At 51.6% G+C, this 15,422-nt stretch carries 14 protein-coding genes and 1 tRNA gene; 11 read left to right on the top strand and 4 right to left on the bottom strand.

Annotation, left to right across the window (positions count from 1 at the left end; all coding sequences use genetic code 11):
- The first annotated feature begins 79 nt into the window (after nt 1-79).
- Entirely contained in the window at nt 80-442 is a 363-nt protein-coding gene (locus tag CPY51_RS31135; RefSeq protein ID WP_111164230.1) for a DUF1515 family protein, read from the top strand.
- A gap of 72 nt (nt 443-514) precedes the next feature.
- On the opposite strand, the gene CPY51_RS31130 is transcribed toward CPY51_RS31135, so the two are convergent.
- Both CPY51_RS31130 and CPY51_RS31125 read right to left on the bottom strand, forming a co-directional pair.
- Entirely contained in the window at nt 515-1,153 is a 639-nt protein-coding gene (locus CPY51_RS31130) for a hypothetical protein (protein ID WP_111164229.1), read from the bottom strand.
- 1,054 nt (nt 1,154-2,207) lie between these two features.
- Nucleotides 2,208-2,429, bottom strand: coding sequence for a hypothetical protein (locus tag CPY51_RS31125; RefSeq protein WP_111164228.1), 222 nt, complete (start codon nt 2,427-2,429; stop codon nt 2,208-2,210).
- A gap of 113 nt (nt 2,430-2,542) precedes the next feature.
- Between CPY51_RS31125 and CPY51_RS31120 the strand changes: the two genes are divergently transcribed.
- The 5 genes from CPY51_RS31120 (at nt 2,543) to CPY51_RS31100 (ending at nt 6,292) form a co-directional block, all read left to right on the top strand.
- A complete protein-coding gene (locus tag CPY51_RS31120; protein WP_111164227.1) occupies nt 2,543-2,893 on the top strand; it encodes a DUF982 domain-containing protein in 351 nt (116 codons plus the stop codon).
- A gap of 113 nt (nt 2,894-3,006) precedes the next feature.
- Nucleotides 3,007-3,252, top strand: coding sequence for a DUF982 domain-containing protein (locus CPY51_RS31115; RefSeq protein ID WP_111164226.1), 246 nt, complete (start codon nt 3,007-3,009; stop codon nt 3,250-3,252).
- 560 nt (nt 3,253-3,812) lie between these two features.
- Entirely contained in the window at nt 3,813-4,103 is a 291-nt protein-coding gene (locus CPY51_RS31110) for a hypothetical protein (protein ID WP_111164225.1), read from the top strand.
- Between the two features lie 92 nt (nt 4,104-4,195).
- Nucleotides 4,196-4,867, top strand: coding sequence for a hypothetical protein (locus CPY51_RS31105; protein WP_111164224.1), 672 nt, complete (start codon nt 4,196-4,198; stop codon nt 4,865-4,867).
- A 585-nt stretch (nt 4,868-5,452) separates the two neighbouring features.
- Nucleotides 5,453-6,292: a tetratricopeptide repeat protein gene (locus CPY51_RS31100; protein WP_111164223.1), complete on the top strand. Its 840-nt coding sequence runs from the start codon at nt 5,453-5,455 to the stop codon at nt 6,290-6,292.
- Between the two features lie 321 nt (nt 6,293-6,613).
- Here CPY51_RS31100 and CPY51_RS31095 read toward each other — a convergent pair whose 3' ends face one another.
- Complete coding sequence (locus CPY51_RS31095) at nt 6,614-7,165, bottom strand: helix-turn-helix domain-containing protein (RefSeq protein ID WP_111164222.1); 552 nt, start codon at nt 7,163-7,165, stop codon at nt 6,614-6,616.
- A complete protein-coding gene (locus CPY51_RS31090) occupies nt 7,162-7,470 on the bottom strand; it encodes a hypothetical protein (protein ID WP_111164221.1) in 309 nt (102 codons plus the stop codon). Before CPY51_RS31090 ends, CPY51_RS31095 begins: the two co-directional genes overlap by 4 nt.
- Nucleotides 7,471-7,793: 323 nt before the next feature.
- Between CPY51_RS31090 and CPY51_RS31085 the strand changes: the two genes are divergently transcribed.
- From CPY51_RS31085 to CPY51_RS31065, 5 genes are all read left to right on the top strand, one after another.
- Nucleotides 7,794-8,648 (top strand): ParB N-terminal domain-containing protein, encoded by an 855-nt coding sequence (locus CPY51_RS31085; RefSeq protein ID WP_111164220.1) that lies wholly within the window; start codon nt 7,794-7,796, stop codon nt 8,646-8,648.
- Between the two features lie 292 nt (nt 8,649-8,940).
- On the top strand, nt 8,941-10,803 hold the full coding sequence (locus tag CPY51_RS31080) for a site-specific integrase (RefSeq protein ID WP_111164219.1): 1,863 nt from the start codon (nt 8,941-8,943) through the stop codon (nt 10,801-10,803).
- 272 nt (nt 10,804-11,075) lie between these two features.
- A complete protein-coding gene (drt3a, locus tag CPY51_RS31075; RefSeq protein WP_146260217.1) occupies nt 11,076-12,437 on the top strand; it encodes an antiviral reverse transcriptase Drt3a in 1,362 nt (453 codons plus the stop codon).
- The gene (gene drt3b / locus CPY51_RS31070) at nt 12,430-14,493 is read left to right on the top strand and encodes an antiviral reverse transcriptase Drt3b (RefSeq protein ID WP_111164217.1); all 2,064 of its coding nucleotides are present in this window, start codon (nt 12,430-12,432) and stop codon (nt 14,491-14,493) included. The genes drt3a and drt3b overlap by 8 nt, the downstream gene beginning before the upstream one ends.
- A 325-nt stretch (nt 14,494-14,818) precedes the next feature.
- Nucleotides 14,819-14,891 (top strand) — tRNA-Asn (locus CPY51_RS31065).
- Nucleotides 14,892-15,422: the final 531 nt, after the last annotated feature.

The following is a 15,422-nucleotide window of genomic DNA, read 5'->3' as shown; positions in this document are numbered from 1 at the left end:
CGGGGCGTCTTCTCTTATCGCCACGCTTGCCGGAGGAATCTGGCTTGCGTGGCACTCCATCCCAGCTTGAAAGAATCCGATGACACCAGGGGAATTTAGTCCAAGCGTTCACCAGCAGCTCGGCGAACTCATTGCGGGTATGAGAAATCTCACGGAGAGCGTTCGGCGGTCTGAGGACAAATCAGACCTCAGTCGTGCCCAGATGCACGGACGCATGGATGCGATGATCGATCGGATTGGCAAAGTCGAGGCGACCGTCACTGGGGTCCAGGAAGACATCACTGAAATGAAGCCGGTGGTCGACGAAGTGACCGCTTGGCGCAACAAGGGAATCGGGGGCCTGTTCATCATCGGCATCGGCGCGTCGGCGATCACGTTCATCATTACGCTTATCCTGACGCAGTCGTATAACCAGATACTCGGGTGGTTTAGCAAGGGCTAGAGCTTCCCCCGAACGCATGAATGCGAAGCACTGAATAGCAACTTCCCGACCCCACGAGGCGCCAGTTACCTTTCATTTGGCAGAGTACTCGCTTCGAAGAAGCGAAAGTCTTTCAATGAATTCCATAACTTCCGACGGGAGATGGTTAATTGCCGATCTGACCTCGATCGCGCATTGCTCATAGGCGACATCCGGTACTTGCTGGCCAGCACTTTCAGCATTCTCGGCCAATTTCCGTAGATCGTATAGCTGAAAGCCAATGGAGGCGCCGCGCCCGGAGATGGTTTCCAACATATGAACCAGTTGGCCGTCAAAAAGCGGCCTAGCATCAGCCAGGAAAGGATTGCTGATCAGCTGGCTTTCTACGCCAATTTGAGCAATTGCCTCCATATTGGAGCGAAGGTAGGCAGTGGGGTCCTGGGACTCGCTGAATCCTTCTTTCGTTTTTAACAGTTTGGGCAAGGTCAGATTGAGTCTTTCGAGCAGCGGGTTGGCGGCTCTATCAACTATCAGTTGATCTCGCTTCAGCATTAGGCCGACAAGCTGGTCATGCCTTGCATCGGCTGACTTCTCGCTGGCTCGCATCTGACGAACGGTCCAAATCGCCGCTAAGACAGCGAGAATTCCAGCTATCAGCGTCTGATAGTTGAAGAGCAAAGATAGAAGGCCGATCCCGATGTTCGAGCCAATTGTTATCATGTTGTCTCGCATTCATGCCCCCGAAAGCAGCATTAAACCGCCCGCTGTTTCCCCACCATAATTTTCTCATAAACCGCTTCTACTCGGCAGGCCGCGAGCCTGGCCGAGTTCTCAAATCCCGCGATCGGCAATTGATCCGATTGCCGCCCTCTGTATTCCCCAGCCAGAACCACCGGTCTTTCGTCCATGGTTCGCCGATCTGGAATATATGGCCGATCTGTTCTCCGGCAAAACCGACTAAGTCGTCGCCTGCGTCTCTTTCCCGCTATGCCTCCATTTGTATTGCGGCTTCAGGCCGGTGGGGATTGCTTCCCACATTTCCACACGCGCGCTTTCTCCCTCGATAGAGATTTTATGCCAGATGTGTTGGTGGATCGCCGCGCCCGGGCGCTTGGGTTTTAGATGTCGTACGCGGTCGCGGGAGTCAAGCCGGCTTCTTGGACAATGACGACGCCATCGATGGCAATGACGCCTGGCCTTCAGCGGTTGCTCAGTTGGAGGTGAGCGTCGGTCAAACAAGCGACGGGTGCAAATGTTCCGATCTGTGACCGGAACCCCATTTCAGATTATCCATTTACGCAACTGAGGGCGTCGAGCGTTTGCCAAGAACGCGACAATCCCTGTCTCAGCGAGTCGCGCGCTGGTCGACGTCCTCACCATTACAAAAAAGCCCCGCCTGTTGTGACAAGCGGGGCTAAGGCTCGGTGGTCGGGTGATCAAGGAGCTAATGCTGCGAAGACAAACGCTTCTTGATCCGTCCACGAAACAGCGGAATGGACGTTTTAGTTCCCCACAAATTTGGCGCGCTTCAGATCGATCTAATATTTGCGTCGCGCGTTATCCGTATCCGGCGACCGTCCTCGCCGGACCAGCAGGGCTTTTGCTCTGCGGAGGCTGGTGGCTCCCGGTCCCCTGGCTCGTCGCCAGCCTTTGATGGGTATGCAGGAAGGGGGCCAGCTGGAACTCCATTTCGAGTCTTCATTGCTCCAGGTGAGGCTGTCGGACGTTTGCGATAGACGGTAATTCGATCCCGGTGCGCCCCACTGGTCGACTCCTCACTGCTTTCCTACTGGTGAATTCTCGACACTTTGATCCGCCAATTGTCCATCTCAAAGGTGCCGTCGCGCGCAATTGCAGCCTGCAACACGTCTTGGGCACTGATGCCAGTCGTCTTAGGAGCCGTCCGCACGATGATGTTGCGAAGCTGATCGTGGGTGTAGATGCCAAGCTCGATCTGTTCGCCATCCTGCGTGACGGAGGCATGGTATAGGTCGGAGTGATCAGCCAAATTCGTTCCCTCGCATCGTTGGCCTGCTTCATCCTTATTGATTAGCGACCTGCGGGAACGAATCAACCGCAATTCGATTGACTCGCGAAAGTTGCGTTTCAGTGGAGTGTGTAATGGCATTGCTTACGGATGGCTTGTGGTCGGAAGGCGTTTATATGGAACTCGGCAAGCTCGGAGAATTTCGGGTCGTGGGATCCACTCGAGAAGCCGTGAACATCCTGATCTACCGATGGCCCGTCAAGGTCGGGGACGCTTACCGCTACGCCGTGTCGACTTGCTATGCAGTACTGGATGGCGAGCTACCTGCGGACGACGCCCGGCAGGCCTTCATTCTTGCTGTCGAGGAATCCGGCAAGTTCATCACCGCCAAGGTTCCTCGCAACCTTGTCCTGGTCACGCCCACCGATCCGAGCCGCAAAAGCACAGACATGAAGTTCTGGCTTCAAAAGAGAGCGAGGCGATGAAGAGAACGACGATAGCTCTATGCGTCGGAGACTTCCTGGCCGGAATGACCGTTGTCTGGTGCGGCATCGTCATTAGCCGACTGGCCGAGTTTGCTTTGTTGATGGAGTGATCAATGGAAAGGGACCGGAGAATATTTCGACCAGTCCGCATCCTCGTCGCCGGCAAATACAAGACCGTGCACACGGTCATGGGTGCGGGAAAGCTCCTGCTGAACCAATGGCCCCGCGAAGATGGTCCAGCGCGTCACAAAGCTCAAATGACCGTTCTGGACGCCTTCAATGAAGAGAAGTCGCCGGAGGAAGTTCGCCAGGCGCTCTTGATCGCAGCGGCCGAGGCCAATCTCGATCATTCGAACTAGGGCTTGGCGTTACCCGCGTTCAGCCGATCATAAAAATCCTCGCACATAGCCGCGGCTTCTCTGGCTGTCGTGCAATATCCCTGTTGAGGTGAGGGACGAGGCCATGAGCGCGTTCCGCCTTGGCCGCTCCACTGCCACTGGTCTTTCTTGGGGCCGTGCAGCTCCTGCCTTATCCGGCCAATGCGGACGTCACCATCCCAACCGCTGAAGTCAGTTTTCCAGCTTGCAGCATCGCCGGGCTCTGGCCACGTTTTGCGCCATTTGTATTTGAGTGCTGGATGTTCGACCATGGAAACCAATAAAGGACGAATGGGATTTCGGTTCCATCGCCGGCAAAAAACGAAATATGTGGGACAAGCTAAACGAAAAGCATAATGATCTTATAGAACTGGAATTTGTCCCACATCCGGCCAAGCCTTTGATTACTCACGCTTGACGTACACCTCTTCTGGGCACCATATCGAGCTGAAGATGGGAATTCGAGAGGCCTCTTTGCCAATCGCGAGCGTTGCGCCTATTCTTATCAGACTACAGTCAGAGTGATGATTCCGGGAACTACGATGTCCGTTTTGCAAACCAAGATGCCGCTTGGGCTCAGGCTTTTCATCGCTGTGATGGTTAGCATGGGGGCTATGTGGTTGTGGAACAGCTACAGCCCCTACGGCTCAGAAGCGCGCCTCGCGGCGGTGCGCTCGCGCCTTGGAGACAAATGCGTGGAGAACGCAGCCGGCAGCAAAGGCGTGGTGAAATCAGTCGAGCGGAACGGAGATGTCGTCGTCTTGCTTGAGAGCGGCGGCACTGTGAACTATCCCGAAACCGATCTAACTGCGGCGTCTTGCCCCGGGGCTTGAGTCGAAAAGGGGAAAAGCTTTCCACATTGGTAGGGTAGTTTGCAAATGTTTGCAAAGCGAATTGGGATGGATGTTGAGGGCGGAGTGTCTGGATGAACGGCGACGTCGATCGCACACTACGAAGCAGAAGAGCCAAGTTATTCTTTTGGGCCGCGCCGCTGCTTTTTCCACTGACCTATTTCGCGCTGAAAGCCTTACCTACCGCCGACCTGTGCCGGTTCAGAGACAATCACTATCTACTCGCTCTCTGGCCGGGAAATTTCCAAATCTACGATCAAATCATGGCTGGGCCGCTTTCGAACTCGGATGGCTGTTTTATCTTAGCAGTTCGATCGGTATATTCCTGCTACTTTGCGGCACTAGCTGCATTTGTGATTTATATCAGCGTCTGGCGCGTGCGATCGCCATCAGCCAAGGTCTCGGTGTCGAAAGCCACCCTTTCACTTATCTTTTTCGGCGCTGGCGCGATGTTCTTTAGCGCCTTCGACGATCATGCGCACGGTCGATATGACGAATTAGCTCTGCACACCTATAATACGGTGCCCATACTTGTACTGAAATCCTTCGTCCCAATGGTGGCTTTCTACGTTTGTCTCTATGCATGGATCGTTGCCGCTCGCAGCAGCTTCGGAATGAAGGGAAATGGTATAAAGCAGGAGAGCGTTCTGAAAACGCTCGATGGGGCGAACAGTGTGTTGGGCTCGAATCGCGGTGTGGATTATTCATCCGGACAGGATATTCGGCACGGACCTCGAAACGATTGAATCTGCACTAGACACGACGGGCGCCGGGCGCCTGGTTATCTGGCCGCACCGGGTGAGGCCGAACACGGTGGTTTTCCGGCCAAGGACCGTTCGAAAGGCCCTGGCCGAGGGTGGATGACCCACGCCGCGATGAACCAACATCGTGCTCGGCGCATTCATCAGAATGCCGAAATTGAGCGCTGTCCGATATCCGTAAATTGTCGTAAATCTCAAGCCGGTCGCGTTAGCCGCCGTCTTGCGAACAATTGGAAAACATTGTGGCTAACCGGCTCGGTAGCCATCTGTTTTTGCTACCATTTATGACGCCTCCCGGGACCGCCGTATGCCAATTATGTGCCAACGAATACCCACCAGCTTGAGAGGCCGCCTGCAAAAGCTGCTAATTTGGGTGAGCACGAGGCGTATGAAACGGCGCGCCTTGCGGTCCGTTATAGGGCTGGTCGTCTTCGATGTGCGCTCGGGTAAGCGGCCAAAATTCCGGGGCGGCTGAGCGATGCTATAGGTGCGAAGTTTCTTCGACCGCGTGACTGTGCCGCCAATTGTTGTAAAAGTGCGATAACACGTTTTCGGTCATCGGGGATCGCTATGAGGCTTGCTCGTTTTATCTGCGGATTGTTACTTAACCTTACTCTAGCGCTACCCGCATACGCACAGCCGGATCAAGGAAAAATCGCGTTCCTAAAGGAGGACTACCAAACCGCGTTGCAGATTTGGGGGCCGCAGGCGGAGCGCGGGGACGCAGCCGCTCAAAATGGGCTTGGACGGCTTTATGGCAACGGACTGGGCGTGCCTCGTGACATTGAAATGGCCATCAGCTGGTTTCGCAAGGCTGCCGACCAGAACTACCCGAATGCACAGCGTAACCTGGCCGTTATATTCTCAGGTGGCGAAGATATTCCCCAGGACCTTCCGCAGTCAAACATCTTGTTTCAGAAGGCAGTGACTGGATTTCGTGAAGCGGCCGACCAGGGAGACCCCTCTGCCCAGTATTGGCTCGGAAGCATGTACGCTGCCGGCCAAGGTATTGATCCGGACATCGAGCAGGCGAACGTCTGGTTTCGGAAGGCAATAGACGGGTTCCGCAAGGCGGCGGAGCAAGGAGACCCTTCAGCACAATATTCGCTTGGCAGGATGTATTCTGATGGCAGAGGGGTCGATCCTAATATCGACCAGGCAATTGTTTGGCTCGCAAAGGCTGCCGAGCAAGGTGTCGTAAGTGCGCAACTCGACCTTGCAGATTTCTACACGTACGAGCAATATGACCGTCGGGATGGCGTGCAAGCGTTCAAATGGTTCACACGGGCTGCTGAACAAGGCAATGTCCGGGGAGAATATAGGCTTGGCATCATCTACTCCGAGGGCGTGTTCGTCCCGCGAGATATGGAGAAAGCTACCTATTGGTTTCAGAAGGCCACCGCCCAATAGGCTGAAGGTGTCATCGCCATCGAGCTTCCGTGCCGCCAAAATTCAGATCTTAGTGCGCGATGGGGTTGCCATGATCGGGTTTCAGTTTCGCATCACTTTTACATGGTTGTCTCTCACACCGCTCGTCCTATCCGAGCGGGTATGGCAAAAGGATCCCAACCTTCTGCTGGAGGCTGACTACGCCCCCCATAATCGTTGTCAGCCTCATTCTCCCGGTAAAGAAAAAGGCCGGGACGCTACCGTTCCGACCTTCCATGATTTGACCGACATGTAAGCTAGTTAGGTTTTGATCACGCTTTGGCTAGACTAAGAGCGACGGTTTCACGCGGCTTCGTTTCTCCATTTAGTCTTGTTATCATCATCATCAATTGTAACCTGGATGAGTCTAAGCGTAATTGGCTTTGCAACATCTCTAACGCTAACGATGTTCATTGCTAGCAGTCCTCGAATGTCCACATCAATCTTCTTAACGCTCTCCAAGTGGTGGAGGCAGACCTCAGCCCGGAGAAGCTTCTCATAGACGTCAGAGATAGGCTTTTTTCCATTCTCATATCTGGAAAATTGCTCCGGAGTGAGATCCAGCCTTTCCGCAATTTCCTTAGCCTTCAGCCCGACACTTTTTCGGAAAAACCGAATTTCGGCTCCGTTTAATTTGATTGGATTGCAGGCGCGCAAGATCGCAACGACTGCCACCAAATTATCAGGGGAAGGAATAACGTGACCGATAATCCCCTCACAGCCTGAGCAGAATTTCTCCTTGACCGCGTCGTGAATCAGAACAACGAACGGTGTTCCGAGAAGACCAGACGCGTCAAATTCAGCTAAAACCCTAGTTTCAGCTTTGGCGTTCGCACACTTTGAGCAATTGGTCATTTTGTAAACCTCAACGCTTTTCTCACTTTGATGATGGACACATGCATCATTTCTGACACCATGCGAGCGCAAACTTCGATCTCCTCCTCATCACAGTTCCTCCCAAGAACGGTAATCATTGATCCGCATTCGTCTCTTTCTGCATACATGATCGAGCCACTGCGGAGTACGTACATCACGTCCGTGATGGTCACCCCGAATGAAGCCATGGAACGCTGTGCACTTAAGTCGAAACAGACTTCATCGTCGTATTCGAGGAAGGCCCGCAGCCAGACCTGCTCTGCCTTGTACGCTTGCTTGACCATGTGTACTCGTGCTCCAGCTTCATACTGTTGCTGACCACAAATAATCCATTCTTGATCCTAGATCAAGTTTTTTATTGATCAAGAGCGGCTTGCCGTATTGGTTAACGATGAAAATCGGCCGCTTTCGCCATAGCGTAGCCCCATGACGTTCAACGAGAACGCTTGCGTGCCGGCGGCGCAGCTTTTTGCGTCAAAGCAGGACAAAGTCTGTGGATGTTAGGATCTGAGAAACCGTGCTCGAAACAGCCGTTTCAATACTATTTGCGACTCGCCGTAAACCCGACCGCCGGCACGCATGCCGACAGTCACCTGAGGGAAGAGTCATGCAGGACAATATCCGGCCCATCGCCCCAATCAGCATTGCCAGCGTCACACCGCATCAGCCGTCTACAGGCATGCCCATTTGCGAACTGGTCAGTCCCACTGACCTCTTTGTCGATCCGGCCTACCAGCGAGACGTGAGCGAGCGGGGATTGAATCAAATCAGGCGAATTATCGAAAAGTTCGATTGGGCGAAGTTCAAGCCTCCCGTCTGCGCGTACGCGGAATTGAACGGAAATACCGTTCTGAAGGTCTTGGACGGACAACACACCGCAATAGCAGCTGCCAGCAATCCCTACGTCGATCGCATTCCAGTTATGATCGTCGAGGCTGAGGATACAATCGCACAGGCAAACGCGTTCATCGGTCACAATACCGATAGACTTGGGGTGACGAAGCTGCAGTTGCATCAAGCTGCGCTGGCCGCGGCCGACGAAGACGCGCAAACGCTTGAACTGGTTTGTGCCCGGGCAAATATCAAAGTCTTGAAGCAGCCGGGTTCCTACAAGCGCGATGGAGCTCGTGAAACAATTGCGGTCACATCAATCAAAGCTCTGATCGAACGCCAAGGTTCCAAGGTTGCGCGGGAAGTCCTGGAGGTGATAGCCAACGCTGAAATGGGCCCAATTACTGCCCCGCAAATAAAAGCCGTTGAGCTGTTGATGGTCGAGCCCAAATACCGCGACATGATCACGCCCGAGGATTTGACGACTGCAATCGTCGACCTACTTTTCAGCGCCGAAGATGAAGCAAAGCAATTGGTCCTGTCACACAAGTGGCCGTTCTGGAAGGCGCTGGCAATTACGTGGTTCGGGAAATGCAAAAAGCGCAGGCAGCCGCTTGTTCGGGTTGCCTAATCGAGCGATTGAGGGCGAGCCGATTGTGAAACAACGGCTCGCTCGGAGGCAATGCTACCATCGTTATCGGGCTTGATTTCTTTAGATATTTCAACGTATTTGCGAACCGCATTCACGAGAGCGATCTGCCATGTTCCTAGGCTGATCACCTCTTGTTCGCCATGTCGGCTGTCTTGACCAGAACGGTCTCCCGCTACCATTTTTCCGGGCATCAAATAGATCAAAAGCTTAGCATACAGCGGGGGTTCCGATCTGTGTGTGACATCTCACGCCCTTGTACGCGGAGATATCAATGGCAATTGCTTCCTACCTCATGCGTCGTGAAGGCAGATACAGCCTTCAGATTCGATACTCACGCCCCTTGGCTGCAATCATCGGAAAGCCGCTCTATAGGGCTTCCTTAATGACCGCTGATTACAATGTCGCCAAAATCCGACTTGTTAAGTGCCTCCAGTGGTTCTTGCCGATGAATTCCGTCCGTGAAAATACCCAACTCTATAACGAGATTGCTCGCAGGATAGACGAATACCTTCAAGATTCGATGCCGCTTGATCCTGATCGGCTCTTAGCCCGCCAGAAGTTCGACGAATGGAAGGATGCCTCTCTGCTGGCTTTGTCGGTGGACGGGTATTGGAACCAATATCTCTTCGATGACGAACTCCAAACGAAGGTGGCGTTGTTCCAGCAGCAAAACGTTGAGGCGGATAAGTACGTTCGAAAGGGAGAAGCAGTTCGAGCTTACGAACGCGGACGGATCGATATGAGAGACGCGTTGGCATTCGATGCGATCTCCATCGAGAGCCCGCGCGTTCGCGTGGAGAGCGAAGGTCTAATCTCGGCGTTGGAAAAGAGCCGAACTCCGCGCGAGCGCGACGACCTTCTAGCTGCACCCGGACGCCCAGTGGCACCTCAAGAAAACCCCCAAGTTGCCGAACGTCTTCGAATATCGGAAGCGCTGAAGCTCTATATAGTCGACAGCCGGGCTCTCAAAAAAAGCGAAGATGGCTTGTCAACCGTTGCGCTGATTATTCGTTTCCTGATCGACGAATTCAACGACCCGTATCTCGCCGATCTAGGTGGCGATGATTTCGAACGCTTGAACACGATGATGCCGGAAATTCCAAATCGAAATCATATCCCGCGTGAGGCGGCCAAATCGCTGTCGCTGAGGTATCGCTACGCGCAGGAACACGGCTGGGACAGCCTGGTACGTCTCACCGGAGAAACCCTTCAAAAGGGATACCACAGCGCACTCTCAAAGTTCTTCCGCTGGGCAATTGATAAGGGGTTGTTCAAAGGAGAAAAGCCGATTTTCAATCATGTGAGTGGCGAAAATCTTGTGTCTCTCCCCAGGGATTCTTTTAGTCGGGATGAGGTTATCGAAATTATCTCGATGCCGCTATTCACCGGTTGCAATGGTCCTACTCGAATATGGAAACCAGGTCGGTTTTTTATCCAAAATCATCTGTATTGGGCCTACATCATTCTGCTCCTGACAGGCTTGCGCACGGGAGAACTCGGTCAACTTCGAATTGCCGATTTCGTGGAACGGGACGACATCTGGTATTTGGATTTGCGCGGCTTCGACCCGACCAAAGGTCGCGTCGCAATTAAAGACGTCGTCAATTTTAAGACGGAAGGATCGGCTCGAATCATGCCCTTGCATCCGCTAATCTTGGATTTGGGCTTCCTTGATCGTCTTGCGGAGCTGGAAGCCACAGGTTGCGAATTCGCATTCCCCGAATGGGAACCCTATTTTAAGCCGGGAGGGGCTATTCGCTGGGGCCAGCCCATGACGAAAAGCTGGGCCTACATGAAAGGCAAAACGTCCATCGTCCGAAAAGACGTCACGCTCTACTCGACTCGCCATTTCTTTGCCGACCTTGTCGACAACACCGATCTAACTCATCGGGCGCGGAAGCGATTGATGGGCCACTCCAACAAAAGCGATATGGCCACGCGTTATGGATCGAAAACGCGCCTGACGACCCGCGACCTCAAGGAATTGGTAAGTGTCGAAAATCCGACCATCGATCAGATGTCCGAGATTCTGATGGACGCAAAGGAACGGGCAAACCGAGGCGACTTAGAGACATTGCGGCCTTGGGTGAACCGAGCGTCGTGGTCCGATTATTATCGGAAGAAGATGGGCTGATTTCACCCGATTGTAGAGAGATTTGAAGCTCCTACGTAGCAACCCGCAAATCCCGGAAAGTAGCGCTTTTGGTACGCTCTTCCTGCTTCGGGTGTATCAATATTGTGGACTACCTTTGGAGACGGTGAGCCGAAAAGCGTCGACATTTACAGTTTAAGGTGCCGCGAGCCCGGAGAGGCCGCGCTGGGGTAGAAAAATTGTGGACCATTCTCGGGGGCCATATCGCTGTGACAACTTTTACGCGATAATGCGGCCGCACCGGAGGGGCATTGTTGTTAGACCAAGGCTTTAATCAACGAAATTTTCGACGAATCTATGATGCAGAAAACCGGAAAGGTGCAAACCTAGAAGAGCGATTTTGCCTCGTATCGGAGGAATTTGCCGAACTCAAGCAGCAGACTATCACAATCAAAAACCTGAAGATCGAACTCAAGGATTCGATCTCACACCAGCGGGTAGAGCGTACAGAAGAAACGGCAGACGCTGTGAACATAGCAGCCACAGCTCTTCGTGAGGCCGCCGATGGTAAAGAACGCTACCTTAATGACCACCTAGAGGATTTAGCGAACTCCATAGCTCGTGACGGCCACAATCTTACACTCACGCCGCATGCCATTCCAGGCGGCAAGACATTGTTTCTAAGTAACAACGATCCAGCGACGTTCTTCATTGAAAAGCAGATTCAACACAATATTTCGCGACTTTATAAAATTTCTCCCGGAAATAAAGACGTGATAGTGCCTCAGGTGATGTCATTTTGTGGTGGGAAGTTTCCATTTTGGGGTCTTCGAACTGATATCTCTGACTTCTATGAGACGATTGATCATAGGAAGCTTCTCAAGCTCTTGAAATCTGATCAATTGCTTGACGCACCGTCAATAAGATACATCCAGCAAGTCCTTTTCGCCTATAGTCACGCAACTGGCAGCGCCGTAGGGCTCCCGCGCGGAAACGGAATTAGCGCCTATCTCGCCGAACTCTTCATGCGGCCAATTGATACTGCGGTAAAGTCTCTCGGAGACGTCCTGTACTATGCAAGATACGTGGACGATATTTTCATCCTGTGCGCTCAAAGCCCAGAGTGGAAAACCGTAGATCGTTTAGCGGACATAACGGCTTCAGTTCAGAGCCACGGCCTGGCCTTGAACCCAACGAAGACGATTGAGTTCAGCAATACTGATCCGACGAAAGCGCGGTTTAACTACCTTGGCTACGAATTCAAGATCGCAAATGGGCAATGCGAAGTCGACATAAGCGCGGAAAAGAGAAACAGATATCGTAACAGGATAAATAAGTGCTTCGACATTTACATGAGAGCGCCTGCGCGGAAAAAGCATAACGCGGGGGAAACGCTCCTTAGGCGGATTATATATTTAACGTCAAACACCAAGCTCCACAACAATAAGAGTAATGCCTATATCGGCGTGTACTATAGTAATCGCCACGTCAACAAGCCCGCAAGATTTAAAGATTTGGATGCTGCTCTGAATTATAAGATTAGCTTGGTTGGCAATTTGAGATTGCAGGCGCGGTTAATGAGGTGCTCTTTTGAACTGGGTTACGGGGAGCAACGATTTACTTATTTCAAACAAGCCGAGCTGATAAATATCGTTAGGATATGGAAGTATGAGTAACAAGCTATCAGCGCAATCAAACGGGAAATACAGATCGCTCCTCTCTGATATGCTGCCGTTTGAAGTTCCGCTGACATTCGGCAACCACCGGCTAGTAGCATTCCTATCTGCTCACGACGTAAGCGTGAAATCAGGGGGCGGACCTTACGCAGTTTCGTGGAGAGCAGATGACGACCGGCTTGATCCGGTAATGTCACTGTTGTTTGGGATGCCAGCCGACGGCATTCATCTGCGAACGGCTCAATATCGCGGACGGACAATAAACTACAGGCAAATCAATATCCCTCACAACGAATTTGAAACACTGCCCTTCAAATTTCGTGTGGCGCACAAGGAGAACGTGCCCCGGGAACTGTCAGTTATCCACCCACGAAATCAGGTTCTAGTGGCCGAATTTTACCGAGAACATTCCGGTGCGATAATATACTCCGCCTCGAAAAGCGAGTATTCAATTCGAAGACCCACTTCCGTGGCAAAAACAATATACTTCAAAGATAAGATTCATTACGACCGGCTTGATCAAGAGGTATACGCAGTAGAACAGCACGATATGGAATATGAGGTTAGCGGGTCATATTTTGTATACAGAGACTATAGCAATATTCATCGTTTCTTTGAGTCGCCAAAATATCATCGCAGCGAGCGGCGCTTCAGTAAAATGCTGAAGCTGGACATATCAAAGTGCTTTGACAGTATATACACACACTCTCTTCCGTGGGCGGTTATAGGTAAGGAGCGTACCAAAGACAGCTTAAATCCGTCAAAAAGTACCTATGCCGGTAAATTCGATACCCTCATGCAGAAGATGAACCGTAACGAGACGAACGGCATCATAACTGGTTCCGAGTTTTCGAGGATATTCGCTGAGATCATCTTGCAGTCGGTGGACGTTTCCGTTGAGATGGACCTAAGAGGTCGCGGTATACATCATAGGGTTGATTATGACCTTTACAGGTACGTTGATGATTACTTTTTGTTTTATGAAGCTCCTGAAGTTTCAGTGGCAGTTTTGGAAGCGCTTGCTCCGGGGCTTAGGGAAGTTAAATTAAACCTGAATACGGCTAAGACTATTAGCTACGACAAGCCGATCATTACTGAGATAACAGTAGCGAAGAATAAAATTGCTGAGATTCTAAATGGAAACATCCGATTGGATTTAACGGATACAGCACTTGATGGCTTAAGCCATAAGACTGGCAGCATTTCCTTAAATCCAACTCGATTGATCACGAGTCTGAAGGCCGCGATCAAAGAATCTAACGTTTCTTATGAAGATATACTGAACTACACTCTCGCGGTGATTGAGAAGCGATGCCAGGCAGTGGTTAGGAACTTTTTCCTCGTTTCTGCGCCGCTACGGCAACGTCGAGATTTCGTTCAATCGCTCCACGCTCTGGTTGAGGTTATATTTTTCATTTACTCAGGTGCGCCGAAGGTAAATCATACGATAAGAGTGTGTAAAACTATAAATATAATTGTGGAGACGTTGAAGAATGCTTATTTCAATAGAGATGAGCGACACGCCGTCTTTAAGATGATTTTTGACTGTGCGCGGGCGATCATCAAGGCAAACCGATCAAGAGACCATCAGCAGGTGGAAACTATTTATTTGCTTGGGTTGCTGAAGGAATTAGGAAGAGAATATTGGCTTGATGATTCGCTTCTTTGTGAATACTTCGGGATTGAGAGAATTGCAGGTGTTTTGTGCTCAAAACACGATTTAAATGTTTTCGCGATCACGTCACTGCTTCAGTACATTGATGGTAAAACAAGATACGCAGAAATCCGGAGTTTTCTTGAATCGGCTGCGCTCGCAGTCCTAGAGAAGCGAAGGTTTCATATCAGGCACGATACCGAGTGCCTCCTTTTATTATTGGATTTACTGGCTTGCCCGCATGTGACCGGCGTTGCCAAGGATGCCGCGCTCGCGAAATTTGGAATTAATGCGGGGGATACGTTGAAAGTTATTGAGGCGTCTGCTGCGTGGTTCACTGCTTGGTTAGGGTTCAAGTATGGTGACGAACTAGACAGGAAGCGATCTCGGGAGGTATATTAACCCTGGGTGCTTCGCCGAAGCATAATGGCTGTATTCAGCACACACACAAGCGCCTGATCCAATCGGCTTCAACAAAGGTCGTCGATTGTTAGTGGTGGTCCCGGCGAGCCACCAATAGCGCCAGTTTTATAGTTGATCACAAGGATGCTATCTAAAAGCGGGATTCGTTCTGGAGGTGGGTTCGAGTGTCCGAATCTCAACTCCGACCAACATAAGCCTCTGTCTTCCCGAAGTAAGATCAAATGATCTAAGATAATGGCGTATGTTACCGTCACCGATAGCGCCAACGATAGGACGAAGTGCAGTAGCGCAAACTCAGTTGCGCGACCCAGTGGATTGGCATGGTCGCAAGATTGTTAATCTGGGGGTCACGCGTTCGAATCGCGTCGGGGTCACCATTAAACATCCCGAAAATCAACGATTTTCGCCCATGAATACAAAGGGCGCAATGGGATGGTATTTGCGGTTAGACCATGTTTAGACCAAGCGCCCTACACAATATTGGTACACCCGACATCATCAGGGCTGTACCAGTTTCTAGGGCCTATTGGCCGAAAATGTCAACATTTTGCACCGACGCACAACGGCTCGTGGTGATGGAAATTTACTAATATTGTGTCACATTATTTTAAGGCGACTTGGGACCTGCTGTTGACCCAAAGCGGCTGGTACGACTATGCCTTTGAGTTTATCATGTCGATGTATTGGCGAAATATTGAATGCTGAAGCAGAGATTCAGTGCGGCTCAACGCGAAGCGATTTGGAAGGCTCACGATGGCAAGTGCGCTTATTCGCGGTCAATGTGACCTGCCACTGAACTTTCATCCGGCAGCGATTAGAGCCTCGGCGGTTTTGGATACGCCAATTGGCGCGGTGTAAGCAACCGGCGGAAACGCGAAGCTTCCATCTCGCGCAGCGTTGGAGCCGGT

This window comes from Arminella tubonensis, from assembly GCF_003240585.1.
Classification (GTDB): Bacteria; Pseudomonadota; Alphaproteobacteria; order Rhizobiales; family Rhizobiaceae; genus Rhizobium; species Rhizobium tubonense.
The sequence above is the reverse complement of the archived record's forward strand: the minus strand, read 5'-3'. Positions and strand labels throughout refer to the sequence as shown.